At 62.6% G+C, this 23410-nt stretch carries 29 protein-coding genes; 4 read left to right on the forward strand and 25 right to left on the reverse strand.

The features are described from left to right. Positions 1 to 15: 15 nt before the first annotated feature. Entirely contained in the window at positions 16 to 720 is a 705-nt protein-coding gene (locus KF821_02890) for a hypothetical protein (protein ID MBX3004756.1), read from the forward strand. Here the strand turns inward: KF821_02890 and KF821_02895 are convergent. The 12 genes from KF821_02895 to traF all read right to left on the reverse strand — a co-directional run bounded on the left by KF821_02895 (position 717) and on the right by traF (position 9987). After that, on the reverse strand, positions 717 to 1034 hold the full coding sequence (locus KF821_02895; protein ID MBX3004757.1) for a YggU family protein: 318 nt from the start codon (positions 1032 to 1034) through the stop codon (positions 717 to 719). The genes KF821_02890 and KF821_02895 overlap by 4 nt on opposite strands. Positions 1035 to 1037: 3 nt before the next feature. Then, on the reverse strand, positions 1038 to 1280 hold the full coding sequence (locus tag KF821_02900) for a YggT family protein (protein ID MBX3004758.1): 243 nt from the start codon (positions 1278 to 1280) through the stop codon (positions 1038 to 1040). Between the two features lie 2 nt (positions 1281 to 1282). Next, on the reverse strand, positions 1283 to 2011 hold the full coding sequence (locus KF821_02905) for a YggS family pyridoxal phosphate-dependent enzyme (protein ID MBX3004759.1): 729 nt from the start codon (positions 2009 to 2011) through the stop codon (positions 1283 to 1285). After that, entirely contained in the window at positions 2008 to 2793 is a 786-nt protein-coding gene (gene pgeF / locus KF821_02910) for a peptidoglycan editing factor PgeF (GenBank protein MBX3004760.1), read from the reverse strand. The genes KF821_02905 and pgeF overlap by 4 nt, the downstream gene beginning before the upstream one ends. Continuing rightward, positions 2793 to 3779, reverse strand: coding sequence for a DUF2085 domain-containing protein (locus tag KF821_02915; GenBank protein ID MBX3004761.1), 987 nt, complete (start codon positions 3777 to 3779; stop codon positions 2793 to 2795). Before KF821_02915 ends, pgeF begins: the two co-directional genes overlap by 1 nt. Beyond that, positions 3779 to 4240 (reverse strand): TlpA family protein disulfide reductase, encoded by a 462-nt coding sequence (locus tag KF821_02920; protein MBX3004762.1) that lies wholly within the window; start codon positions 4238 to 4240, stop codon positions 3779 to 3781. Before KF821_02920 ends, KF821_02915 begins: the two co-directional genes overlap by 1 nt. A gap of 17 nt (positions 4241 to 4257) precedes the next feature. Continuing rightward, positions 4258 to 5154: a hypothetical protein gene (locus tag KF821_02925; protein MBX3004763.1), complete on the reverse strand. Its 897-nt coding sequence runs from the start codon at positions 5152 to 5154 to the stop codon at positions 4258 to 4260. Between the two features lie 8 nt (positions 5155 to 5162). After that, the gene (locus KF821_02930; GenBank protein ID MBX3004764.1) at positions 5163 to 6266 is read right to left on the reverse strand and encodes a L,D-transpeptidase; all 1104 of its coding nucleotides are present in this window, start codon (positions 6264 to 6266) and stop codon (positions 5163 to 5165) included. Positions 6267 to 6332: 66 nt separating this feature from the next. Beyond that, the gene (locus tag KF821_02935) at positions 6333 to 8747 is read right to left on the reverse strand and encodes a copper-translocating P-type ATPase (protein ID MBX3004765.1); all 2415 of its coding nucleotides are present in this window, start codon (positions 8745 to 8747) and stop codon (positions 6333 to 6335) included. A gap of 56 nt (positions 8748 to 8803) precedes the next feature. Then, positions 8804 to 9007, reverse strand: coding sequence for a heavy-metal-associated domain-containing protein (locus tag KF821_02940; protein MBX3004766.1), 204 nt, complete (start codon positions 9005 to 9007; stop codon positions 8804 to 8806). A 20-nt stretch (positions 9008 to 9027) separates the two neighbouring features. Further along, a complete protein-coding gene (locus KF821_02945; GenBank protein ID MBX3004767.1) occupies positions 9028 to 9297 on the reverse strand; it encodes a metal-sensitive transcriptional regulator in 270 nt (89 codons plus the stop codon). A 129-nt stretch (positions 9298 to 9426) separates the two neighbouring features. Then, a complete protein-coding gene (traF, locus tag KF821_02950; protein ID MBX3004768.1) occupies positions 9427 to 9987 on the reverse strand; it encodes a conjugal transfer protein TraF in 561 nt (186 codons plus the stop codon). A gap of 108 nt (positions 9988 to 10095) precedes the next feature. On the opposite strand from traF, the gene KF821_02955 reads away from it, so the two are divergent. From KF821_02955 to folK, 3 genes are read left to right on the forward strand one after another with little or no spacing between them, the layout of a single operon-like run. Then, positions 10096 to 10818, forward strand: a complete 723-nt coding sequence (locus KF821_02955; GenBank protein ID MBX3004769.1) for an SDR family oxidoreductase — start codon at positions 10096 to 10098, stop codon at positions 10816 to 10818. 2 nt (positions 10819 to 10820) lie between these two features. After that, on the forward strand, positions 10821 to 11177 hold the full coding sequence (gene folB / locus KF821_02960; protein MBX3004770.1) for a dihydroneopterin aldolase: 357 nt from the start codon (positions 10821 to 10823) through the stop codon (positions 11175 to 11177). Beyond that, complete coding sequence (gene folK, locus KF821_02965; GenBank protein ID MBX3004771.1) at positions 11170 to 11658, forward strand: 2-amino-4-hydroxy-6-hydroxymethyldihydropteridine diphosphokinase; 489 nt, start codon at positions 11170 to 11172, stop codon at positions 11656 to 11658. The genes folB and folK overlap by 8 nt, the downstream gene beginning before the upstream one ends. Before the next feature lie 61 nt (positions 11659 to 11719). On the opposite strand, the gene KF821_02970 is transcribed toward folK, so the two are convergent. The 13 genes from KF821_02970 to KF821_03030 form a co-directional block, all read right to left on the reverse strand. Beyond that, positions 11720 to 11866, reverse strand: coding sequence for a pilus assembly protein (locus KF821_02970; GenBank protein ID MBX3004772.1), 147 nt, complete (start codon positions 11864 to 11866; stop codon positions 11720 to 11722). Between the two features lie 81 nt (positions 11867 to 11947). After that, positions 11948 to 12577: a GTP cyclohydrolase I FolE gene (folE, locus tag KF821_02975; GenBank protein ID MBX3004773.1), complete on the reverse strand. Its 630-nt coding sequence runs from the start codon at positions 12575 to 12577 to the stop codon at positions 11948 to 11950. A gap of 1 nt (position 12578) precedes the next feature. Further along, on the reverse strand, positions 12579 to 13142 hold the full coding sequence (raiA, locus tag KF821_02980) for a ribosome-associated translation inhibitor RaiA (protein ID MBX3004774.1): 564 nt from the start codon (positions 13140 to 13142) through the stop codon (positions 12579 to 12581). A 76-nt stretch (positions 13143 to 13218) separates the two neighbouring features. Then, on the reverse strand, positions 13219 to 13920 hold the full coding sequence (locus KF821_02985) for a ComF family protein (protein MBX3004775.1): 702 nt from the start codon (positions 13918 to 13920) through the stop codon (positions 13219 to 13221). 7 nt (positions 13921 to 13927) lie between these two features. Further along, complete coding sequence (locus KF821_02990) at positions 13928 to 14869, reverse strand: type II secretion system F family protein (GenBank protein MBX3004776.1); 942 nt, start codon at positions 14867 to 14869, stop codon at positions 13928 to 13930. Positions 14870 to 14872: 3 nt separating this feature from the next. Further along, entirely contained in the window at positions 14873 to 15841 is a 969-nt protein-coding gene (locus KF821_02995; GenBank protein MBX3004777.1) for a type II secretion system F family protein, read from the reverse strand. Positions 15842 to 15843: 2 nt separating this feature from the next. Beyond that, the gene (locus KF821_03000) at positions 15844 to 17100 is read right to left on the reverse strand and encodes a CpaF family protein (protein MBX3004778.1); all 1257 of its coding nucleotides are present in this window, start codon (positions 17098 to 17100) and stop codon (positions 15844 to 15846) included. Positions 17101 to 17314: 214 nt separating this feature from the next. Continuing rightward, on the reverse strand, positions 17315 to 18547 hold the full coding sequence (locus tag KF821_03005) for a response regulator (protein MBX3004779.1): 1233 nt from the start codon (positions 18545 to 18547) through the stop codon (positions 17315 to 17317). Between the two features lie 32 nt (positions 18548 to 18579). Then, positions 18580 to 19725: a Flp pilus assembly protein CpaB gene (gene cpaB / locus KF821_03010; GenBank protein MBX3004780.1), complete on the reverse strand. Its 1146-nt coding sequence runs from the start codon at positions 19723 to 19725 to the stop codon at positions 18580 to 18582. A gap of 180 nt (positions 19726 to 19905) precedes the next feature. Next, positions 19906 to 20046 (reverse strand): Flp family type IVb pilin, encoded by a 141-nt coding sequence (locus KF821_03015; protein ID MBX3004781.1) that lies wholly within the window; start codon positions 20044 to 20046, stop codon positions 19906 to 19908. A 120-nt stretch (positions 20047 to 20166) separates the two neighbouring features. After that, positions 20167 to 21225, reverse strand: coding sequence for an ATP-binding protein (locus KF821_03020; protein ID MBX3004782.1), 1059 nt, complete (start codon positions 21223 to 21225; stop codon positions 20167 to 20169). Positions 21226 to 21233: 8 nt separating this feature from the next. Further along, positions 21234 to 21938, reverse strand: coding sequence for a response regulator transcription factor (locus KF821_03025; GenBank protein ID MBX3004783.1), 705 nt, complete (start codon positions 21936 to 21938; stop codon positions 21234 to 21236). Positions 21939 to 22008: 70 nt separating this feature from the next. Then, positions 22009 to 23403, reverse strand: coding sequence for a hypothetical protein (locus KF821_03030; GenBank protein MBX3004784.1), 1395 nt, complete (start codon positions 23401 to 23403; stop codon positions 22009 to 22011). Positions 23404 to 23410: the final 7 nt, after the last annotated feature.

Here is a 23410-nt window from a genome sequence, read left to right on the forward strand (position 1 = left end):
CGTATAATTTTGCGCATGAGCCGCGCCTTCACCCTGTACCGTTTGCAGCAAGTGGATACTCAACTGGATCAAGGTGCGGCGCGGCTGGCAGAGATCACACGCATCCTGAATGACAATGCCGCACTCCAAGCCGCCAGCCTGGCCCACCAGGGAGCCCAAGCCCGCCTGCACAGCGCCCATAGCGCGCTGCGCGCCGCCGAAGAAGAAGTGGCCGGCCAGCAGCGCCGCATTGCCAACAATCAGGCCAGCCTGTATGGCGGCGCGGTGACCAATCCCAAAGAGTTACAAGATTTGCAAAAAGAGGCCGAGGCGTTGGCGCGGCGTTTGAGCGAGCTGGAAGATGCCGAACTGGAAGCGATGGGTGCCCATGAGGCAGCGCAAAGTGAGGCCGCGGCAGCGCAAGACCAACTCGCCGAGGTGCAACGCCAACTGGCCGGCGAACAAGCGCAATTGCTCAGCGAGCAAGCCAGCCTGCAGGCCGAAGCCGCCCGTCTGCACACCGAACATAGCAGTGCCGAGGCCGCGGTGAGCGCTGAGGATCAAGCCACCTATGCCAGTTTACGCGCCAGCAAAGCGGGCGTAGCGATCGCCAAAGTCGTCGGGGGGAGTTGCTCCGCCTGCGGGGCCGAGCTTTCGGCGGCACGCGCCCAGGCGGCGCGCTCGGCAGAGGATCTGGTGCGCTGCGATAATTGCAAGCGCTTGTTGTACGGCGGCAGCTAAGCTGCGGCGCCGGAGATCTGCTGGAGGATCAGCGCCTGCGCCTCGGCGCTCTCCATATCCATCACCGTCACCAATTTATCCCGCCCGGTCTGCCCGGCAACGATCTCGATGCGTGATTTCGCCACGCCGAGCACCTTGGCCAGAAAATCAACCAGGGCTTCGTTGGCTTTGCCATCCACGGGCGGTGCGGTGAGACGAATCTTGATCGTATCGTCGGGCAAGATCTCCACGATCTCATTGCGGCTGGCGCGCGGCGTAACGCGAATGGCCAGTGCTGCCCCGTGGCGTCCGTCGCTGAGTCTGCGGCGCGTCATGGCTTAGCGAAAGGCATTGATGACGATCGTGCTGAGCAACTGCAGCAGGATCAGCAGTACCAGCGGGCTGAAATCGAGCATGCCCGTGGAAGGCAAGATGCGCCGGATGGGCGCCAGCATCGGCTCGACGATGCGATCCAGGGCGCGGCGCAGCGGGTGATACGGATCCATAAAGTAGCTCAGCACCACATCAATGATCACAATCCAACTGAGTATTCGAAAAAGCAGCGTGATGGCAAATTCCATGGTTACTTCGTCTCCTCGGCGTTGGGGCGCGGCCCCATCAGCGCTTCGCCAATGCGTACTAGCGTAGCCCCTTCCAGCACGGCGGCTTCATAATCATTGCTCATCCCCATTGAAAGCTCGGGGAGCGGCTGGCCCAGGCGCTGGGCCAACGCATCACGCAGCTGGCGCGTGCGCTCAAAATAGGGGCGCGCCTCCTCTGGGCGGGCGGTGATCGGCGCCATGCTCATCAAGCCGCGCAGCTCCAGGCCTTGCAGCCCGGCCACCACATGCGCATCGGCAAAGAATTCTGCCGGGTCCTGCGCACACGCCCAGCCCTGCTTGGTGATCTCACCGCTGACATTGCATTCGAGCAGCACGGGCAAACGCTGGCCGCGTTCCTGGGCGAAGCGATGCAAGCGTTCGGCCAGGCGCAAGCTATCCACCGAATGGACGATGGAAAAATGCTCGCTGACCTCGCGCGCCTTGCGGCTTTGCACATGGCCGATCATGTGCCATTGTACATCTGGGCTGGCGGCCAGCGCCACTTGCTTGTGGCGCGCTTCTGCCAGGTAACTCTCACCGATTTGGGTAACTCCCAATGCCAACAGGGCCTGCAATGCCTCCAGCGGGTGGCCTTTGGTCACTGCCACCAGGGTGACGCTGGCGGCTGGGCGGCCGGCTTGTTCGGCTGCCGCCTGGATGCGCTGGCGCACTGCGGCCAAATTCTGGGCAAGACGCGCGGAGTAGCTCATGTGGCCAGGGTGATCAATGCGCCGAAACGGCCCGTGCGCCCGCCAGACGCGCGGTGTGAGAACCAATCCTGCGGCTGGCTGGCAGTACACAGATCAGCGCTTTCAATGTGGGTTACCCCGGCGGCCTGCAAGGCCAGGCAATTGGCCGCCACCAGATCAAAGTGTGGCTTGCCATCCAGCACGGGCAGCAGCGCGGCCGCCTGGCTGCCAAAGGCCGCCTGCACCGCGCGCACCACGTCTTCACCCACTTCGTAGCGCGCGGTGGAAATGCACGGGCCGATCGCCGCCAGCAGGTCTTGCGGGCGGCTGCCGTAGTGCGTGCCCAGCGCGGCCACCGCCGCGGCGGCCACCCGCGCCACGCTGCCGCGCCAGCCGGCATGCGCCAGCGCCACCGCACCGCGCTGCGCATCGGCCAGCAGCACCGGCACGCAATCGGCATAGCGCATGAACAGGGTTACGGCAGGTTGATCGGTAATGATGATGTCCGCCTTTTCGGGGCGCTGGTTTGCGGGGCGCGGCGCCTGGGCCACCAATACCTCGCGGCCGTGCACCAGCCAGCTATCGAAGAGGCTATCGGGAGCACAGCCGCACGCGGCGAAGGCGCGCTGCAGGTTCTGGCGCACGAGCTCAGGCTCATCCCCCACCGTGGCCCCAACATTGAGGCTATCGTAGGGTGCGGCGCTCACCCCGCCCTGGCGGGTAAAGATGGCATGCCGGATGCCTGCCGCAGCAAACCCTTCAAAGGTCAGGTAACGCAGGCCCTGCGCGGCGTGAAACGGCATCAGCGGGTTTTTGTTTTGCCACGCAGGCGGGCGGCTTTGGCAGCCGTCTGCACACGCGTCTCTTCGAAGGATTCGTCGAGCAAGGGGATGCCAAACCAGGCAGTCATAAAACCGAAGATGGCACCGGTGAGGATGCGTAACTGTGGCGTACTCTCACGGTACTGCCAGAGGTCAAAACCGGGAATCTGGCTGAGCAATTGGCTGAACCCATCGATAGCGATTGGCAAGATGCCCAGGGCCACCCACAGCATCCAATGCAATGGGCGGATGCGCCGGCCGCTGGCAGCGAAGATCAAGCCGAAGAGCAGGATGGCGCTGTAGATAGCAATATCGCGCTGGCAGAAGGCCACTTTGTAGCCCACCTGCTCATTACCGATAAAGCTGCGCGCCGCCCACATATCTTCTCCATCCAGGCCGGTGGCCTCTTCATAGGTAGTCAGCCCTTGCATATCTGCCGCGGCACGCGGGTAGACCGGCTGGTCGCCAAACAAGAACACGGAGCGGAAGGCCATCTGGTGGCATACCGCGCCATAGGTGGAGTAGATCGGGCGCGCCAAGCCAGGATAGCCCGCATTCATCAGCACCGGGGCGAGGAACGGCAACCCAACATAGAGGGCGATCAGCAGATTGAGCACCGCTAGATAATGGCGGCCGAGAAAGCGAGCGATTTTATCCGTTGTGTTCATATGAGCCCCACGCGCTTTGCGCTGAATGTATTTGGGATCGGTTTGCAACTGCTCGGCGCGATCGTGCGCGGCGGCCAGCGTCATTTGCAGCTTTTGGCGGTCAAACGGCGCTTCCAGTACATAGGGGCCGGCTTGCACCACCGGCACGCGCGTGCCAAACGATTTCTGCAGATCTGCGTCGTCTTCGATGTTGACCAGGGCCAGCGTGTGCGGGATGCTGGCCTGCAAGCTCTCGAGGTCTTGCTTGGCCTGCACGCACAACGAACAGTTGTCCTTCGTGTATAGGGTGACAGTGATCATTAATTGGCGTCCATTTGCTGCAAATAGCGATCGATCTGAGCCGCGCTCAACTCGCCGATGTGGAAGACGCGGATCACGCCCTGAGCATCCACCAGGAAGCTGCTGGGGTAGCCGCGCACGCGGTAGAGCTCCTGCACGGCGCCGTCACGATCCAGCGCCACGGGCAGCTCCACCCCGATCTCAGCCAGAAATCCTTGCACCTGCTGGTTGGATTCAGCGAAGTTGATCGCTACCACGGCGAAATCGCCCTGATTATAACGTGCCTGGATCGCCGGCATTTCTTCGCGGCAAGGGCCACACCAGGTGGCCCAGAAGTTTAGCAGCACGCGCTGGCCGCGCAATTCACTCAGGCGCAGCGTAGTGCCATCCAGCATCGGCAGGGTGAAATCCGGCGCCTGGGCGCCCACCACCGGTTCGCTGGCCGGCAGCGGCGCACAGGCGGCCAGGCTGGCCAGCAGCACCAGTAAGCAAAGGCGCCTCACCCGCGCCCCACCCCGGCGGCAAACAAGAGCGCCATCACCACGATGCTGACGCCACTGCCGATCAGCCACCATTCGCCAAATTTGCGCCCGCGACGCTGGGCCAGCCAACCCACGCCCAGGCCCAGCGCGGCGCTGGCCAGCAAGCCCAGCAGCATCTGCAAGCCAATGCGGCCTTCTTCCATCGTTTCGAAGAAGAAGCCTAAGCTGGCCAGGGTCTGGAAGCGGCCGGTGAGCAACAACACGCCGAGCGCGATGAGCACCAGGCCGGTGATGCGCTCCACATAATGGCTGAGGCGCGCGTAGCGGCGCACTACCGTGCTGATCCAGCCCACCTGGGTGGCGGCCACCAGGAAGGGAATGGCCAGCCCGGCCGAGTAGGCGCTCAGCAGCCGCGCCCCGGTGCCCAGCTCCGCGCTGTTGAAGGCCAGGGTGAGGATCGAGCCGAGTACCGGCCCCACGCAGGGCACCCAGCCGGCGGAGAAGAACACGCCCATCATCGCCGAGGAGAGGAAGCCGCGCCCGGCCTGAATGCTGGCCTGGGCGCGCAGCTCGTAATCCAACCAGCGAATACGCAATATGCCGCTGAGGTGCAAACCAAACAGGATGACCACGATGCCGCCCAGCTGCGCCAGCAAGCGTGAGAACGAGAAGAGGATGTGGCCTAAGGCGGCGGAGAACAGGCCAAGCAGAATGAACACCACGCTAAAACCGAGCACAAAGGCCAGGCCGTGCAGAAAGCTGAGCCAGGTGCGGCGCTCTGCGGGTGCGTCGGTGGCGGCGGCGCGCCCGCTAAGGTAGCCGACGTAGACCGGCACCAATACAAATACACACGGAGACAAAAAAGACGCCAACCCGGCCAGGAAGGCTAACCACATACTGGGGATCGGGATCATGCCGGGCCTTAGCTCTGGACGATGCGCACGCTGGTACCGGCCACCTGGTCAATCTTGCCGGGTACATAGTCCACCTGCGGCGAACTCCAGCGGAAGACCCACTTGGCGTCCTCTGGCGTGGCGTTGATGCAGCCGGCCGAGGTGCGCTCACCATAGTTGTTGTGCCAGTAGCAGGCATGGATGGCAATGCCGCCCGTGGCGACGAAGGTGCACCAGCCAATGCCGGCCAGGTCATAACCGGCACCAGAAGTGCCGCCGGCCATGGTGGTGGCCACGTATTTCATATACACGCGCAGGTAGTCGCCCACGGGGGTCAGCCCGGCGCCATCTTCGCCATCACGTCCGGTGGAGACGCGGCAAAAGTACACCTCGCGGCCGTTCTCGTAACAAGACATGGTTTGGCGGGCAATGTTGATCAGGATCTGCTTGTCTTCGACTTCGGGCGAGATCGGGCTGATGTCTTCGGGGTGGATGGGGCGGAAGGCACTGGCAGGCGCCCAGAAGTGATCCCCCCAACCGCCGTGGCGGTCATAGACGTGATATTGCACTTCGCCGTTGGGGCCACTGCGCAAGTCATCCACCCACAGCACCTGGCCGTAATACAAACGAATGGGCCAGTTGTGCTGCACCAAAAAACGAATGCGCGGCCCGGCGGGCGCGTTGGCATTTACTAGCTCCACTTCTACATACGGCTGGGTAACTTCCATCCATATGCCCGGCCCTTCGCCGTACTCCGGCAGCGCCGCCAGCGGTTCATTGATGATGTTTTTCACCGGCTGCAAAAACGGTGCCCACACGTAGCCCTGCGGCGTTTCGATCCAGCGTTGGTTGCGCAAACCGCTGGCGCTGCCCACCACCTCGCGCAACCAGGGCACCACGGTATCGCCGGAGAGCTGGCCGACCTCGGCCGCTTCGCGGCTGGGGGCGGCGCGCAGATACACATAGCGGTCGAGCTCCTCCACCACGCGCCCCAGGCGCTCCGCCTGCGGGAACGGCGCCTGCCAGGCGGGCTGCGCTACAGCCGCGCCGAGTGGGCGCAGCGCCAGCGCACCCAGGCCGAGGCCACCCAGTTTTAGGAACTCTTGTCGATTGAGAGGGGAACGTGCAGACATAGGCGTATTCTATCGCAGGCGGATGAAACGAAAATGAAGGGCGGGGCATAGCCCCGCCCTCGCCAACTAGATCTTGGCCTTGCGCAAGCGCAGGCTGTTACCGATCACGAAGATGTCACTCAATGCCATAGCGCCCGCCGCCAGGATCGGGCTGAGGAAGCCCAAGGCCGCCGCCGGGATGAGCAGGATGTTGTAGATAAAGGCCCAGAACAGATTCTGCTTGATGGTGCGCAGGGTGCGCTTGGAGAGCGCAATCGCGCGGGGCACACCGCGCAGATCACCGGTCATCAGCACCACCGGGGCGGTGGCCATGGCTACATCTGTGCCGGTGCCGATGGCAATGCCCAGATCGGCCTGCGCCAGCGCTGGGGCATCGTTGATGCCATCGCCCACCATCGCCACTTTGTGGCCCGCCGCCTGCAGCTGGGTCACCTCGGCGGCTTTCTGCTCCGGCAATACTTCGGCCAGCACATAATCCAGGCCAAGCTGGCGGCCTACCGCGTCGGCTACGCCGCGCGCATCACCGGTGATCATACCCACCTGCAAGCCCATGGCGTGCAACTCGTTGATCACCGCGTGCGCATGCTCTTTGAGCGTATCGGCCACGCCGAAGATCGCTGCCAGGCGCCCATCCACCGCAATATAGATCGCAGTCTTGCCTTCCTGGTGCAGGCGTTCGCCGGCACCGGCCAGATCGCCTAAGGCGATCTGGTGCGAGTGCATCAGGCCCAGGTTGCCGATCAGTACCTGGGCGCCTTCAAACTCGGCGGCCACGCCGCGGCCCGCCAAAGCTTCGAAGTGCGCCGGGCGGCTCAGCGGCAGCTCGCGGGCGTTGGCGGCGGCCACGATGGCCTCGCCCAGCGGATGCTCACTGGCATCTTCCACACTCGCCGCCAGGCGCAGCAACGCATCTTCGCCGGCGGGGTACTCGCCCAGCAGCACATCGGTGAGCGCCGGCTGGCCGCGGGTCAGCGTGCCGGTCTTGTCCAGCAGCACCATGGAAATATCGGCGGCCTGCTCCAGCGCTTCCCCCGATTTAATCAACACGCCCATCTCAGCGCCGCGCCCGCTGCCCACCATCACCGCGGTGGGCGTAGCCAGGCCCATGGCGCACGGGCAGGCGATCAGCAACACCGCGGCGGTGTTGATCAGGGCGCGCGTCAGCGTGGCATCCGGCGTACCGGTGGGGAAGACGAAGTACCACAACAAGAAGGTGATGCTGGCAATCACGATCACGGCCGGCACAAAGATTTCGGAGATCTTGTCGCCCAGCTTTTGGATCGGCGGGCGCGTGCTTTGAGCATGCTCCACCAGGCTGACGATCTGCGCCAGCGCAGTAGCCTTGCCCACCTTGGTGGCCTCGAAGATAATGCGCCCTTGTTTGTTGAGCGTAGCGCCGATGACTTCGTCACCGGGCGCCTTGCTTACCGGCAAAGATTCGCCGCTGATCATCGATTCGTCCGCCGAGCTCAGCCCTTCGAGCACGCGCCCATCCGCAGGGAACTTCTCGCCCGGGCGCACGATCACCTGGTCACCCACTTGCACTTCAGCGCTGGGGATCTCCAGCTCGACCCCGTTGCGCAGCACGCGTGCCAGCTTGGGCTGCAAGCCGATCAGCTTGCGGATGGCATCGCCGGTGCGGCCGCGGGCGTTCACTTCCAAATACTTGCCCACGCGGATCAGGGTGATGATGGTGGCCGACGTTTCAAAGTAGCCGTGGCCGCTGAACATACCGAGCAGGATCGCCACAGAATAAAAGTACGCCACTGAGGAACCCAGGGCGACGAGCACATCCATGTTGGCGCTGCGGTTGCGCAGCGATTTGAACCCGTTGACGTAGTAGCTCCAGCCGGCGATGAATTGCACCGGAGTAGCCAGGGCGAAGAACAACCAATCGACCCAGCCGGCATGCGCCCAGTGCCCGAAGAGGCCAAAATCGCGCCCCATCGAGAGGATGAACAGTGGCAGCGTGAACAACACGCTGAACCACATCAGGCGGCGCTGCTTGGCGATCTCGCTGCGGCGCACGCCAGCTTCCACATCCTCGCCGGCGCTGGCAGCGGCCAGCTCAAAGCCGGCCGCCTTGGCGGCGGCACGCAGCTCGGCCTCGTTGACGATGGTGGGAATGTAGCGAATGCGCGCCTGCGCGCTCACCGGGTTGACCTGGGCATCCAGCACGCCATCCACCCCGCGCCAGGCGGCCTGCAAGCGGCGTGCGTCCGCCGGGTCATTCAAGTTAGTGACGGCCAGTTGCGCCTCACCACTGGCCACATCGTAGCCGGCCTTGCGGATGCGCGCCAGCATGGCATCCAGGTTCGCCTGGCTGGGATCGAACTCGACCGCAGCGCGCTCGCTGGAGAGGTTAACGCTGGCATGCGCCACCCCGGGCACTTTGTAGAGATTGCGTTCCACGGTGGAAACACAATTGGCACAGGTCATGCCCAGAATGGGCAAGTTGTATTGCTTGCTGGCAACAGCCATAGCTGGCTTCCTTCTCACCGGCGGCGGACCCGCCGCCGGTGTGCTGGGTGCGGCGCTTAGGCCACCGGGTAATTGATTTCGGCGAGCAGCGCCTTGACCGACTCGTCGGTGGCTGGTTCCACAAAGCGCACCATTACCTTTTTATCCTCGAGGCTGGCTTTCACAGCTTCCACACCGGGCAGTTCGGCCAGCTCGTTCTCGATGGTTTGGGTGCAATGCCCGCAGTGGATCTTGGGAACGTTATAGACAATCGTGTTCATGGTGTTTCTCCTTGTGGTCCTCAGACCTTGGTAGCCGCCTGGTACACCTCGGCGATTTCGGCAAGCACGCGTTCGCGTTCGGCCGCATCTTCGCCGCGCACCGCGGTGATGACACAGGAATGCATATGCTCTTCGAGCACGATCTGGCTCACCTTGTTGAGGGCGGCCTGGGTAGCCTGAATCTGCCGAATGATGTCAATGCAATAGGCGCCATCATCCACCATGCGCTGGATGCCGCGCACATGCCCTTCGATCGTCTTCAAGCGTTTGCTGGCTTGTGCATGCTGCATACACACCTCCTGAATACCCCCCCCCCCATATGGGGTGGGTATAGAAAGTATAGCGCGCCGCGCGGTTAAATGCAAGGGCCGCTGCATTTCAGGCAGCAGCCGCGTGATTGACCTGGTGTAGTGAATGTGCTATTGCGCCAACGAATCGAGCAAGGCACGTTGTAGCTCTTGCCCGTCCACATAGCCGCGCCACTGCCCCAGCACCTGGCCCTCAGGGCCAATCAGGAAGAAGTGCGGCTGGTAGGTATAGCCCAGCAACTCTTGCGCCCGCAGGGTTTGTGGATCATCCCGATCGAGATAAACAAAGTTCACCTGGTGGCCATACATATTTTCGAGGCCATGGATCGTAGGCGCCACCGCCTTGCACACCGCGCACCAGTAGGCAAAGAATTCCACCAACTGCACATCGCCAGAGGCCAGTTCAAAATCCTCTACGCGGCTGGCGTGAAAATCCGGGCTGCCCGGGCGAATGGCGGGCAGATCGGCGCTGAGCGTGAGTTGGCCGCTGGCCTCGGATACCTCGCTGATCTGGCGCGTGCCGTTCTGCAACTGAATTTGGCCCTCCGGCAGGATGGATACCGCGTGCGGGCTGCAGGCGGCCAGCAAGACCGCCAACACCAGCCCGGCGGAGTATAGCGGCGCTTTCCACACTACGGGGGAAGCGGAAGAAGAAGCAGTGCGTGCCAACATCATGCCCATATTAACCCCGCGCAAGGTCGGGCTGTGCGCTGCGCGCCGCCCTCTAACTTTGATTTAATGCGCTCGGCCGGCGAAAAATCACAGGGTTAGAATAGATACATGTCATTGGCCGGCAAGCATATTCTGATCACCGGCGCAGCGGTGCGCGTGGGCGCCGCCTTGGCGCGCGCCGTGGCGGCCGCCGGCGGCACCGTGCTGCTGCACTACCACCGCTCCGCCGATGCCGCCGCGCGCCTGCACGCCGAGCTGAGCGCCACTGGCGCACGCGCCCATTTGCTGCAAGCTGATCTTAGCCAACCGCAGCAGGCCACCGCGCTACTGCAGCAGGCCCAGGCCTACGGGCCAGTAGATGGCCTGGTGAACAGCGCGGCGATCTTCGAGGACTTGACCCTGGAGACTACCAGCGCGGCCGATTGGCAGCGCCATCTGGACCTCAACCTCACTACGCCCTTCCTGCTCAGCCAGGCATTCTGGCGGGCTGCCGGGCAGCGCTCCGGGCACATCATCAACATTCTGGATTGGCGCGCCCTGCGCCCGGCGGGTGACCACCTGCCCTATACGATCAGCAAGGTGGCCCTGGCGGGCCTGACGCGCGCCTTAGCGCAGAGCATGGCGCCGCACATCCGCGTGAATGGCATTGCCCTGGGCGCCATCCTGCCGCCCAGTGATGGCGGCGAAAATGCCGCCATCATCAAAGACGTGCCCGCTGGCCGCTGGGCGACGCTGGAGGAAGTGGGACAAACCCTGTTGTTTCTGCTCACCGGGCCCAGCTACATCACCGGGGAGATCATTCATTTGGATGGAGGACGCCACCTGGTGTAACTATGGATACACTCATCATCAAAGATCTGCTTGTGCGCGGCATCATCGGTTTGAACGACTGGGAGCGCACCACCCCCCAGGACATCTTGATCAACATCGAGATCAAGGCGGATCTAACGCAAGCCGGACATAGCGACGACATCAACGACAGCGTGAATTACCGTACCGTGGCCAAGCAGGTCATCGCCCATACGGAAACAGCCCAGCGCCTAACCGTGGAAGCGCTGGCTGCCGACATCGCTGCGATCTGCCTGGCGCAACCCGGCGCCCGCGCCGCCAAGGTGCGCGTTGAGAAGCCGGGCGCGGTGCGCTTTGCCGCCGCGGTGGGCGTGGAGATCGAGCGAGAGGCGGGTGGCTGAGCCCCAACTGGCCTATATTGGCCTGGGGGCCAATATCGCGCCTGCGGAGAACCTGGCGCTGGCCGCCGCGGCGCTGCGCCAGCCCAGCCTGCCGGGCGATACCCGCCTGGTGGCGATTTCCAACGTATGGCGCTCGGCGCCGCTGCATGGCAGCGGGCCAACCTTCCTGAATGCCGCCGCGGCGCTGCGTACCCGCCTCGAGGCGGCAGACCTCAAAGCCCACGTGCTGCGCCCGCGGGAGGCGGCCCAGGGGCGCGTGCGCAGTGCCGACCGCAATGCCCCGCGCCCACTGGACCTCGACCTGTTGGTATACGCCGGCGAGGCGCTCGATCCTGAGATCTGGCTGGCGGCGCACATCGCCGTGCCGCTCAGCGAGCTTTTGCCCGATCTGACCGACCCGCACAGCGGGCAAACACTGCAGCAATTGGCCCAAGACCTGCGCCACCAGCAGCAACTACAACCGGTAGAGCTGACACTGTAAGCAAGAATCAAAAATAGCCGGCGATCCGGCTATTTTTGCTCCCCGATATGGTGGGGATGGATCAAAGATTGCTGATTACGGTATCGTACAAGCTATTCGAGATGCCACCTGCCAAGAACTGCAACGCGACGATGCACAAAATGGCAAGAAACACAATGATGATGGCGTACTCCACCAACCCCTGGCCCCGTTCATGTCTGGTCTGCATATAGACCTCCTGGCACGCTAAAGGTACCAGTACCATCATACTATACGGAGCATACGGCCACAATCGCCAGCCCAGCCGAGTTTAGAAGTTCAGCCGTTCTGCCCCGCGCGCCAGATTATCCAAAAACTCCTGGCGGGTAGAGGGGTTGGAGCGGAAGCTACCCACCATGGTGGAGGTGGTCATGCGGGCATCGTGCTTCTTTACGCCGCGCATCATCGAGCACATATGTAGCGCCTCGACCACCACGCCAGCCCCCAGTGGGTTGATCGCCCCGCACAGGAAATCAGCGATCTGGCGCGTCAGGCGCTCCTGCACCTGCAAGCGGCGCGAGAACATATCCACCATGCGTGGGATCTTGGACAAGCCGATGACCTTGCCGCGTGGAATGTAGGCCACGTGGGCGCGCCCGATGAAGGGCAGCATGTGGTGCTCACACAAGCTGAAGAATTCGATGTCGCGCACGATGACCATGTCATCGTATTCCACTTCAAACAGAGCACCGTTGATCAGCTTCACCGGGTCGGTACGGTAGCCAGAGAGCAGCTCGCTGTAGGCGCGCGCCACACGGTCGGGCGTGCCCTGCAGCCCTTCGCGCTGCGGGTCCTCGCCTACCGCCCCCAGGATCTGGGTGACGGCCTGCTGGATGGCAGGCTGATCCACCTCGCCATCCAGTAGGTTTGCCGCTTCATACACTTTGGTAGTGGACGACATCCTAGGCCAGCTCCGTGTTGATCAGGCCAAAGTCACCATCACCGCGGCGGTAGAGCACGCTCACCCCGCCGGCTTCCATATCGTAGAAGACAAAGAAATCCTGGTGGCCCAGCAGGCTCATCTGCTCGATCGCCTCGCCTTCGCTCATCGGGTGCAGCAGGAATTTCTTGCGGCGCACCACTTGCTCCACCGGCTCCTCTTCGTAGAGCGCGGCCACCTCTTCGGTAGCCTCATCGCTGATCGAGGCCCCATCGCCCTTGCCGCGGTAGCGCTTGCCCTTGTAGCGTTCGATCTGGCGCTGGATGCGCTCCAGGGCCGAATCAAATGCGGTCAGGATCTGGTCCGAGCGCTGCTCAGAACGCAAGACAAACTTCTTGCCGCGCAGCGTAATTTGCGCCTTGTAGCGATGGGCGGCCTCGCGGGCCGCGGGGCGGTGCGAGAGATCCACGCGGGCTTCCTCCAGGCCGGAGATATAGCGCTCCAGCTTGGATGCGCGCGACTCGACATGCTCATTGAGGGAGTCATCTACCTTCAGGTCATGGCCAAAGATCTCGATGTTCAACATGGCGCCTCCAAAGGGGTGAGAGAAAGGTTCGAATCTAGTGTACCAAAGCCCGCGCCGCGCTTATATAGTGCAATTGTCACAATGTTCGCGCCAGCACGAGGACATGCACGGAGCGCGCCCCACCCGCCAACAAGGTGCGCGCGGCGGCCTGCACCGTGGCCCCGGTAGTCATAATGTCGTCCACCAACAGGACGCGCTGCCCCTGTACGGCCTGCCCCTGCAGGCCAAAGGCATCTTGCACGTTCGCCCAGCGTTGCTGCATCTGCAATTCCATCTGCGGGCGGGTATCGCGGCTACGCACCAGCGTGCCGGTCAGCAGCGGCAACTGCAACTGCTGCGCCAGCGGTGCCGCCAGCAGTTGCACCGGGTTATACCCGCGCTGCGCTAGCCGGCGCGCGCTGAGCGGCACGGGCAGCACACAGTCGGCCTGCCAGTCAGGCGGATAGATCGCGGCCAGCGGGCGGCTGAGTTGCGCAGCCAGGGCCAGATTGCGTTTGTGTTTGAGCTTGAGGATGGCCCGCCGCAGCACGCCAGCATAGCGGCCCCAGGCGCGCGCAGCGCTGAAGGCAAATGCTACGCGCTCACAGGCCATACAGCTTGCCGCCGGATCGCTGAGCGGGTAACTACATTGTGGGCACAGCGGAGGCGCCAAGACCTCGACGCGGGCCTGGCAGTCAGCACACCATATCTCGCCCAGTTGATTGCAGCCTACGCAGCGTGGCGGGAAGAGCCAGCCCGCCGCGACGCCCCACAGACGGCCCGAGAGCCTGCGCACCATGCGTAGGCTAGAAGAACGCCCCGGAGCGCATGATCTGCAGGATCGCCGGCCCGAGCAAAATGATCATGATGGTGGGGAAAATCAGCAATGCCATGGGCAGCAGCATTTTGACTGGGGCCTTCTGGGCATTTTCCTCGGCGCGCTGGCGGCGCTTGATGCGCATGGCATCGGACTGCACGCGCAGTACGCGTGCCATGCTAACGCCCAACTGTTCGCTTTGGATCACTGCCGCCACGAAGGTGTTGATCTCATCCACTCCCAGGCGGTCAGCCATATCGCGCAACGCCTCGCGGCGCAGCTTGCCCAACTGGATCTCTTGCAATACGCGGCCAAAGGCGCGCGCCAGATCGTTATCCCACTTCTCAACCACTTTGCGCATGGCGGCATCAAAGCCCAAGCCGGCCTCCACACAGATGGTGAGTAGATCCATCGCATCCGGCATGGCCTTGGTCACTTCGGTCTGGCGGCGGCGCACACTGCGATTGAGCAGCATGTTGGGCAGGAAGAAGCCGATGAATACAGAGCCACCGATGATCAGCAATGAGGTGAGCGCAAACGGCGAAGTGGTAGGCGACAGCGAGAATACAAAGAACATCAACCCGCCCAGGCCAAGGCCAAAGATCAAGCGTGAGGCCAGGAAGACGGTAGGCTCCAGCCAGCGCGGCGCAGCAGCCATATCCAGTAGGCGGCGCGTTTCGGTGATGGCGTTTTGCGGGGTGAAGCGCTGCGCCAGTTCTCCAAAGCGTTGTGCCGCCGGGTAGACCACGCGCTCCATGAAGGGCTGCGAAAGTTCGATCTCTTCGAGGCTGGTGATCTCGCCGCGTTCGGCGTACTCCGCCAGGCGGCGAGACAGAGTGTCGCCGCCGCGGCTTTCGCGCAAACCGAGCACCACCAGCGCCACGGCGCCAGCGATCACGACGAACAACAAGAGCAGTGCAATCCACATCATGGCCTAGATCTCCACCGAGCTGGACTTATCCAGTACAAAGTAGCCGATCGCCAGCATGATGCCAGAGACGCCCAGCATGAGGTAGCCGCATAACACGGGCTCTTTGAAGAATTCCATCATATAGTCCCGGTTGAGCCCCCACAGGGCCAAACCGAGGCCCAGCGGCATCAGTGCCAGGAAGCGCCCCGAGTATTTGACCTGAGCGGTGATGGCGCGCATCTCACCCTGAATGCGGATGCGCTCGCGCACCGTGTGCGAGATCGTATCCAGAATTTCGGCCAGGTTGCCACCCACCTCACGTTGGATGTTGATGGCGGTGACCGCCAGATCGAGATCTTCGCTGGTGATGCGGCGCTGCAAGTTATCCAGCGCGGTTTCCATCGAAACGCCGAGCTGCATTTCCTGCACGACGCGGCGAAATTCATCGCTGATCGGCGAGGGCAGCTCGCGGCTCACCGCTTCCATCGCCTGCAGCGCCGAAAAGCCGGTGCGCAAACCGTTGACCATCAAGTTGAGCATATCCGGCAACTGGTCATTGAATTTCTGCAGGCGCTTGGCCTGCTGGAAGCCGACGAAGAAGCGCGGGATGAACAGGCCAAAGATAAGGCCGACGAGGGCTAGAAACCAGGAACCATCAAAGAAGAAATACGAGAACAAACCAGTGAACACGCTGGCCGCCGCCATCAGGATGATGTATTCCCCCGATTTCAGCTTGATGTCGGCGCGCGCCAACTCACGCGAGATGTTGTCGCCATAATTGGTGCTGGCAACGCGCTCGTTGACCCAGCGCGTCAGCGCCGAGTTCTTCGTGTTGCTCAGCTCGGCATCTTCCAGCTTGGTTTGCTTCTCCGCCAGGTAGCCTTCCAGGCGCTTGTCCACCAGGGAGCGTTCGCTGCGCAGGGTCACCGCCAAGCCAATGCCAAACAGGGCGATGGCGATGATGATGCCGGTCCAAAGGATCCACGCCGGCATGGCTAGTACCGTGGGCGCTGCCCGACGCCAAAGATGCTGGGGGGCAGGTGAATACCCGCATCCTCCACGCGTTGCAGGAAGTTGGGGCGCAAGCCCGTGGAGCGCAGTTGGCCGATCACCTTGCCATCCTCAAAGCCGCTCTGCTCAAATTGGAAGATGTCGGTGAGGGTGATGACATCGCCTTCCATGCCGACCACTTCGGTGATGTTGACGACTTTGCGTGAGCCATCGCGCTGGCGGTCGACGTGTACCACCAGATCGATCGCCGAGGAGATCTGCTCGCGGATGGCGCGCACGGGCAGGTCATAGCCGGCCATCAAGGTCATCGTTTCGATACGCGAGATGGTGTCGCGCGGGCCGTTGGCATGTGCAGTGGTCATCGAGCCTTCGTGGCCGGTGTTCATCGCCTGGAGCATATCCAGCGCCTCACCGGCACGAATTTCACCCACGATAATGCGGTCAGGGCGCATACGCAGGGCGTTCACCACCAGTTGCTGGGCGTCAATCGCCCCCTTGCCTTCAATGTTGGCCGGGCGCGTTTCCAGGGTGACCACATGCTCCTGGCGCAGTTGCAATTCCGCCGCGTTTTCGATGGTGACGATACGTTGATCACTGGGAATGAAGCTGGAGAGCACGTTGAGCAAGGTGGTCTTGCCCGAGCCAGTACCGCCGGAGATCACGATGTTGAGGTTAGCTTCCACACAGGCTTTGAGGAAGATCACCGATTCGGTGGTGAGCGAACCGTACTCCACCAACTGATCGACCGTGATGGGGTCTTTGGAGAACATACGGATGGTGAGCGCCGGCCCCACCAGGGAGATTGGCGGGATGACGGCGTTGACGCGCGAGCCGTCCGGCAAGCGCGCATCTACATACGGGCTGGCTTCATCGACGCGGCGGCCCAGCGGGGCGACGATGCGATCGATGATGCGCATGACGTGCGCATCGCTCTCGAACGTGATCGGCGTGCGGTGCAATTTGCCGCCGCGTTCAACGTAGACGTTCTTGTAGCCGTTGACCATGATTTCGGTGACGCTGCGGTCATCCAGCAGCGGCTGCAGCGGGCCGAAGCCGAGGATCTCGGCCACGATCTGCTCGAACAGGCGCTGGCGCTCAGGCCGCGAGAGGACGGTGTTCTCCTCCAGCAGGATCTGCTCAAACAGCTCCTGGATGGTGCGGCGCACCTCATCCTTCTTGATGTCGAGGGCGGGATCCAGCTCGCTGAGCAAGCGGGTCTGCACGCGTGTCTTAAGGTCCATGTAGCCGCCGCGGCCGGGCTGCGCCGCACCGGGGGTAATGCGGCGGGCGCGCAGCGTGTTGGGGCGCGGCGGGGGCGGATTTTTGCCCGCCGGCAGATCGCCGGTGGGGCCTTTACGTTCAGTGGGCGTGGGCGCCTGACGTTGCGCTTCTTCGGCAGATTGTCCACGCTCCAGGCGTCGCATCAATGACATCGGTTAATTCTCCTGCCGCCACCTAACTTACTTCGATCTGGCTGGGCACTTGGGCCTTGAGCTTTTGGATCAGCAACCCAGCCAGATCGGCAATGCTCTTGGCCACCGGCGTGCTGCTATTGCGCAGCACAAACGGCTCGCCGCGATCCATGGCGGGCACCACCAGCTTTTCATCCAGCGGGATGACTGCAGCCACTTCTTTCTTGAAGTTGTCGCGCACACGCTCGGGAGTGATGGTGCGGCGCTTATCAAAGCGGTTCATCACCAGCACGATCTGCTCTTTGGAGAGCCCCACCCCTTCCGCCAGGTCAAGGAACAGGCGGGCATTCTTGATGGAAGGGATGTCTTGCGTGATCATCAAGACGACCATGCTGGCACTGTCCAGCGCCGCCAGGGTGAGCTCATTTAACAGGGAGCCGGTATCCACCAGCACATAGGGGTACATGCGGCTGAGGTAGCGCACCACGGAGCCAAATTGTTCGCCGCTCACCGTATCGGCCTGCTCTGGGCGCATCGGTGCCGCCAGAATGTGCACGCCCGAGGCTTCGTGGCGCAGCAACACCTCGGCGACTACTTCGCGGTCAAGCTCATCGGCGCGCGGGGCCAGATCGGCTACATTGTTGCGCCCTTGCTCATTGAAGAAGAACGACAGATCGCCGAACTGCAAGTTGCCGTCGACCGCCACCACGGTTTGGCCCTGCTGGCGCATGCTGACCGCTAAATTGGCCGTCAGCGTGGTCTTGCCGGTGCCGCCCTTGGGGCTAAACACGGTGATCACATGGCCCTGGTCACCCGGCAGCAAGGTGCCGCTGCCGCTACCCGATCCGGACGGGCCGCTGAAGCCGCTGGAGGCAAGCTTCTCTTTCTCATTCCAGGCTACGCGGCCCGCGCGGCGAATGGCCGCGGTAAGCTCATCGACATCGATGGGCTTGGTGAGGAAATCACGCGCCCCGGCCAACATGGCGCGGCGCATGTAATTCGAATCGCCCTGCACCGACAAGATCACAATCTGGGTGTGCGGCACTTTTTTGCGGATGGCCTCGGTGGCACTGATGCCATCCATATCCGGCATGTTGATATCCATCAGCACAACATCCGGCTGGGTTTCGATCGCCAGGTCTACGCCCTCCAAGCCATTGCGCGAGGCGCCCACCACTTCGATTTGCACGTCGAACTGTAACAGTTTGCGGATGTTCTCGCGTGTTTCGGCTACGTCATCCACAATTAAGACGCGAATTTTTTCGTCTGCGGCCATCCTACGGCTATCCGTTCTGCCTTTCTTGCGGCCTAGGGTTGTTGCGGTAGGGTCTGCAGTTGATCCTGTTGGGTGGGCGAAATCAGCGTGTCAATGCGCGGCGTCAACCCATACGGCAGCTTGCTGGGCACCGGAATGTTGTAGGTGTTCAGCAGGAATTCCAAGGTCACCGCTTCGGTGGTCACCAGGCTGTCATCACCACTGGGGCGCAAAGCCAGATTGAGCTCGGCGCCCACGTAGATAAGGTAGTTAAGCGTCACCGCATCCTGCGGGGTCACGATCAGGGTGATGATGTCAGGCGGGTCGGGCGTCACGGGCACTTCGATCGTCTGGCCGGTGTTCGGGTCGATCTCGGTGCTGGCGGTGGCCGGCTTGACTTCGTTGCCGGCGCTATCGGTGTACAGGTGGTTGCCGACATGCAGCACCACAATATCCTGCAGCAGGGTCTGGCTTACCAGACGCGGGCGCTGGCTCTCCGAGGGCACGGCGTAGAAGGGCTGGCCGGTCTGTTCGTCAACGAAGCCTGTACCCAACTGGGCGCTCGGCCCGCCGTTGACCACCTGGGCAGTCAACACATTGATCAGCTCGTTAGCCTCCACGCTGGCGGTGCTCTGGCCTTCGCTGGTCTGGCCACCGGTCATCAGCGCGTTGCCCGGCTCGAGAATGCCGGCGGTGTTGTTGGGGGTTTGCGTCTGGAAGCTCTGATCCAAGTCGACTAGCAGCAAGGTAGCGATGACGTTGACATGATCACCGGCGCGCAGGCCATAGGCCAGGCTGGAGAAGCGATCGATGGGGATCGGGAAGGCCACCATGCCGGAAGGGATCAGCAGCGCGGTATCCGAGCCACCCTGCTCGACCACTTCAGTGTCGTCGGCCAGCATGCTGGCATTCAGGGGCGTACCGGGCGTCAGGTCATAGCGTGAACGGCGGCCGGTCACCTGGCTGATATCGGTAAACATGCCTTCGATGGTTTGGTCACTCGGGTAGGAGAGCAGGCCCAATTGTTCGGCGGTGATCGCTTCGCCACGTGCGATCGGCTGCATCACCATGACAATATCCACAGTGTTGACCGGCTGATCCGCGCTGCCGCCCGCGTTGGAATTGAGCACGGCATACAAAGCCACCAGCGCCAAGATCACCAGGATGGCCAGCACGATTAATAGTCTTCCTACACGCATAGTTAAAACCCTTTCGACGCCTTCCCACCCGACAAGGTGGTATGGGCGCAGAAGTAGTCTACATGAAATTTCGTCAATTTGCCAATCCCGCCTATGGGCTAGGCCGATGCCCTACCGAGCCGCCAGACGAATACAGCCCTGGGGTTGCCAGGGCTGTATTACGAATAGATGTACACCGAATTAGATATTGGCGATGATGTTGCTGAATACGTTACCGATAGATCCGCCGAGCAAGGACACGATGACGATGACCACAATGGCGACGAGCACCAAGATCAGCGCATATTCTACGAGCCCTTGACCCTTTTGAGAGTTGAACATTAGGAGTTCCTCCTTTCACTACAAGTTCCCTGCAAGTGCAGAGTTATAGCCTAGATTATAGAAACTGGCGTGTGTTTACGCAATAGAATTAGAGTACTAAAGGGAAAATGGGGACATCTGTCAGGTCAGCGGAGCACGCGCTTCGGCTGGCACAGTGAAGGCAAAGCGCGCCCCCTGCCCCGCAGCGCTATCCATGTCAAAGCTGCCCCCCAGCAAATCCATGCGCTCACGGATCGCCTTCAGGGTCAGCTCGGCCTCGGCGGGCACGGCGTGCGGGTCAAAGCCGCGGCCGTTGTCTTCCACGCTGGCACGCACCTGGTGCGCGCTGATATCGAGTTGCACCTTCACTGTGGTGGCCTGGGCATGCAGCGCCGCATTGCTCAGCAGCTCCTGAATGGCACGAAAGACGACGACTTCCAGGTACGGCTCCAGGCGGCGCTCTGAGCCGCTGACACTTACCGGGATATCCACGCCCATCTTCTCGGCCAGGTAATCGGCATAACGTTTGATCGTGGGCACCAAGCCCAGATCATCAAGCATCATCGGCCGCAGATCGAATATGAAGTCACGTACTTTTTGGAAGGTGCTGGAGGCGGCCGCCTTGAGGCTATTGAGCTCCTGGCGCGCCTGCTCCTGGTCGATCTCGAAGAGGCGCAAGGCGATCTCGGTCTGCAGGATGAAGTTGGAGAGCGCCTGGGCCGGGCCATCATGCATTTGGCGCGAAAGGCGCTGGCGCTCCTGCTCCTGGGCCTGGATCATCACTTCGATGGAGTTTTGCGTATTGCGCGCGCCCTCGGGCGGCTTGGTTTCGCTGGCTTCCGCCTCGCGCAGCTTGGTAAACACCTGCAACTGGCGCTCCAGGCGGGCCTTGTCGCTGTGTAGTTTTTCGAATTGGCCGCGCATCACCACCAGGCGCTGCTGCGCCTCCAGCGCGGCGTCATAGGCCACGCGAATATCCGGCGCGGGCACATCATCGATCTGATTCTGAATTTGCTGCAGGTGGGCGGTGATGGTGGCGTTGCGCTGGGTCAGCTTGTCCAGCTCGCCTTTGCTCTGGGTCAGCAGCAGGTCGATCTCAGCCAGTTCGCGCTGCGTCTGGGTAATTTCCAGCTCCAGCTCTTCGAAGGCCGAGGCGTTGGTTTGCGCGCCGGCAAATACTGCATCTTGAGACTCAGCCATGGCCGCGCTCACTCCTGAACGTGTTTTTCATTCTCGTACAATCTTACCCAGCCACGCCGCAAGGCGTAGACGGCCGCCTGGGTGCGATCTTCCACGTTGAGTTTACGCAGCACCGCAGTCACATGATTCTTAACGGTCTGATGGCTGATATCGAGATGGGTCGCGATCTCTTTGTTGCTCATGCCACGGGTAACGCATTCGAGCACTTCCATCTCGCGGCCGGAGAGCGGCTCGAACGGCTCGCCGGGGTCACTATAGACCCGGCCGGAGAGCTCGCTGCGCTCGCCCAGCCAGCGTTGCAGGCTGGGCTGGTCGAGCACTTGCTCGCCGACCACGAAGCCGCCTTGGGCCACGGCACGCACAATATCCACCAGTTTCGAGGGGTCAATATCCTTCACGCAGTAGGCTGCCGCGCCGGCGGCCATGGCGTGCACCACCTGCGAGCTGTCATCGTAAGCGGTGAGCAGCACCACGCGGGTGGCATTCTTTTTTTCAGTTTTCAGATGGCGGGTGAGCTGTTGGCCGTTGATATTGGGCAGGTTGACATCCACCACGGCCACATCCGGCGCCAGTTGCTTGATCAGCGCCAAGCCTGCATGCCCTTCGGCCGCCTGCCCCACAATTTGAATGTCGTCTTCAACAGCAAAGGCATCTACCAGCCCTTGTCTAAAAATGGGGTGGTCTTCTACCACCACTACACTGATCGTTGGCATCGGGTTTCGTTCACACTTGCTGGGCAAAATTTTACGTAAGGCAGTATAGCATAGCCAGCCTGGCGCCCGATCATTCGCCGGCCGGCCAGCGCAGGATCACCATCTCGCCCGCCGGCGCGCGCCACACTGGCGCGGCGCGCTGGCTGAGTTGTGGATACCAATCGGGGAAGAGGATCACGTATTCGGCGCGTTGCGCATCGAGGTACTGCGCCAGGCGCGCCTCATCCCGCAGGAAGGGCACGACCTCGGGCGAAACCAGCCCAGCCAGATCGAGCAGCGGCCGCGGCGCAAAGTAGCCCAGCGCGCCGATGTCGTGCGCGGCCAGGCGCGCGGATGCGGGCGTGTTGGCGGCCAGCCATTCGGCTGCGGCCACCATGTTGTTTTGAATGAAGGCCACATCGCGCCCATAGGCGCGCGCCCCAAGGATGTAGAAGGCCAGTGTGCACAATGCCAGCAAGCTGCTCCAGGCAAACCCCAGCCGGCGGCGCCAGTGCGCAGAACGCAGCTGCGCGCTGGCTGCTAGCGCCCCCGCCGCGGCCAGTACCAGCAAGATCGGGATCACTGGCATGGCATAGCGGCCATGTTGGTAGGTCACCGGCAAGCGCAGCGCGAACAACAACGCAAAGCCCAGCAGCCACGCCCCCCACGACAATTCAAGCCAGTGACGCTGGCGCCAGGCGCGCAGGCCACCCACCAGCAGCCCGGGCAGCAACACCAGCCCGGCGCCGATCAGCGGCTGGGCCAGTTGCGCCGCCCAGCGCGCCCCCAGTGGCTGCGCCAGCAGGGCAGCGTATTCAGCCTGCTTGGCATACAGCGTGTTGGGCCACCAAGTGCCCGCCACGCTGTGATTGAAAAGCAGATAGGGCACCAGCAGCACACACAGGCCAGCCGCCAAGCCGGCCAGCGTGCCGGCGGGCCGCGTGCGGCGCACCGCGACCAAGCCCAGCGGGCCGAGCAGGGTCAGCCCTTCGGGGCGCACCAGTACCGCCAGCCCCACCAGCAGCCCGGCGGCAAAGCCGGGCAGCGGGGTGTGCAGGCTGAGCCACAGCGCCGCCAAACACAGCAGGGCAAACAAGGCCGTCTCCATGCCGGAGCCGGCCGCCCAGACCAGATGGAATTCCAGGATCAGCAGTGCGCCTACCCAGGGCGCCCAGGCGGCTTGCGCGGGGCGCAAGCGTGCAAAAGCGGCCGCGCCCAGCAAGCCCAAGCCCCACAGCGCCAGCCAGCCCAGCAGGCCGGCCCACACTTCGGGGCCAAGCCACGCACTCGGCGTCAGTAGCAGCACCCATAGTACGCTGGTGGCGCCGCCTGACGGCTGCCCGGGCACGAAGGCCCACTCGCCGCGCTGGGCCAGGTTGCGCGCATAGGTCTGGTGGATCCAGGCGTCATCCAGCGGAAAGCCGTGGCCGCCGCTGGCCAGCAAATAGCCGCCTAAGGCGGCGGCGGCCAAAAAGCCCAAGGCCACACGCCAA

The sequence above is a fragment of the Anaerolineales bacterium genome (assembly GCA_019637755.1).
In the GTDB taxonomy this organism is placed as follows: domain Bacteria; phylum Chloroflexota; class Anaerolineae; order Anaerolineales; family UBA11579; genus JAMCZK01.

Coding starts and splice junctions, on each gene's coding strand:
- KF821_02890 (MBX3004756.1), top strand. CDS start 16: ATGAGCCGCGCCTTCACCCTGTACCGTTTGCAGCAAGTGGATACTCAA.
- KF821_02895 (MBX3004757.1), bottom strand. CDS start 1,034: ATGACGCGCCGCAGACTCAGCGACGGACGCCACGGGGCAGCACTGGCC.
- KF821_02900 (MBX3004758.1), bottom strand. CDS start 1,280: ATGGAATTTGCCATCACGCTGCTTTTTCGAATACTCAGTTGGATTGTG.
- KF821_02905 (MBX3004759.1), bottom strand. CDS start 2,011: ATGAGCTACTCCGCGCGTCTTGCCCAGAATTTGGCCGCAGTGCGCCAG.
- pgeF (MBX3004760.1), bottom strand. CDS start 2,793: ATGCCGTTTCACGCCGCGCAGGGCCTGCGTTACCTGACCTTTGAAGGG.
- KF821_02915 (MBX3004761.1), bottom strand. CDS start 3,779: ATGATCACTGTCACCCTATACACGAAGGACAACTGTTCGTTGTGCGTG.
- KF821_02925 (MBX3004763.1), bottom strand. CDS start 5,154: ATGATCCCGATCCCCAGTATGTGGTTAGCCTTCCTGGCCGGGTTGGCG.
- KF821_02930 (MBX3004764.1), bottom strand. CDS start 6,266: ATGTCTGCACGTTCCCCTCTCAATCGACAAGAGTTCCTAAAACTGGGT.
- KF821_02935 (MBX3004765.1), bottom strand. CDS start 8,747: ATGGCTGTTGCCAGCAAGCAATACAACTTGCCCATTCTGGGCATGACC.
- KF821_02940 (MBX3004766.1), bottom strand. CDS start 9,007: ATGAACACGATTGTCTATAACGTTCCCAAGATCCACTGCGGGCATTGC.
- KF821_02945 (MBX3004767.1), bottom strand. CDS start 9,297: ATGCAGCATGCACAAGCCAGCAAACGCTTGAAGACGATCGAAGGGCAT.
- traF (MBX3004768.1), bottom strand. CDS start 9,987: ATGTTGGCACGCACTGCTTCTTCTTCCGCTTCCCCCGTAGTGTGGAAA.
- KF821_02955 (MBX3004769.1), top strand. CDS start 10,096: ATGTCATTGGCCGGCAAGCATATTCTGATCACCGGCGCAGCGGTGCGC.
- folB (MBX3004770.1), top strand. CDS start 10,821: ATGGATACACTCATCATCAAAGATCTGCTTGTGCGCGGCATCATCGGT.
- KF821_02970 (MBX3004772.1), bottom strand. CDS start 11,866: ATGCAGACCAGACATGAACGGGGCCAGGGGTTGGTGGAGTACGCCATC.
- folE (MBX3004773.1), bottom strand. CDS start 12,577: ATGTCGTCCACTACCAAAGTGTATGAAGCGGCAAACCTACTGGATGGC.
- raiA (MBX3004774.1), bottom strand. CDS start 13,142: ATGTTGAACATCGAGATCTTTGGCCATGACCTGAAGGTAGATGACTCC.
- KF821_02985 (MBX3004775.1), bottom strand. CDS start 13,920: ATGGTGCGCAGGCTCTCGGGCCGTCTGTGGGGCGTCGCGGCGGGCTGG.
- KF821_02990 (MBX3004776.1), bottom strand. CDS start 14,869: ATGATGTGGATTGCACTGCTCTTGTTGTTCGTCGTGATCGCTGGCGCC.
- KF821_02995 (MBX3004777.1), bottom strand. CDS start 15,841: ATGCCGGCGTGGATCCTTTGGACCGGCATCATCATCGCCATCGCCCTG.
- KF821_03000 (MBX3004778.1), bottom strand. CDS start 17,100: ATGGACCTTAAGACACGCGTGCAGACCCGCTTGCTCAGCGAGCTGGAT.
- KF821_03005 (MBX3004779.1), bottom strand. CDS start 18,547: ATGGCCGCAGACGAAAAAATTCGCGTCTTAATTGTGGATGACGTAGCC.
- cpaB (MBX3004780.1), bottom strand. CDS start 19,725: ATGCGTGTAGGAAGACTATTAATCGTGCTGGCCATCCTGGTGATCTTG.
- KF821_03015 (MBX3004781.1), bottom strand. CDS start 20,046: ATGTTCAACTCTCAAAAGGGTCAAGGGCTCGTAGAATATGCGCTGATC.
- KF821_03020 (MBX3004782.1), bottom strand. CDS start 21,225: ATGGCTGAGTCTCAAGATGCAGTATTTGCCGGCGCGCAAACCAACGCC.
- KF821_03025 (MBX3004783.1), bottom strand. CDS start 21,938: ATGCCAACGATCAGTGTAGTGGTGGTAGAAGACCACCCCATTTTTAGA.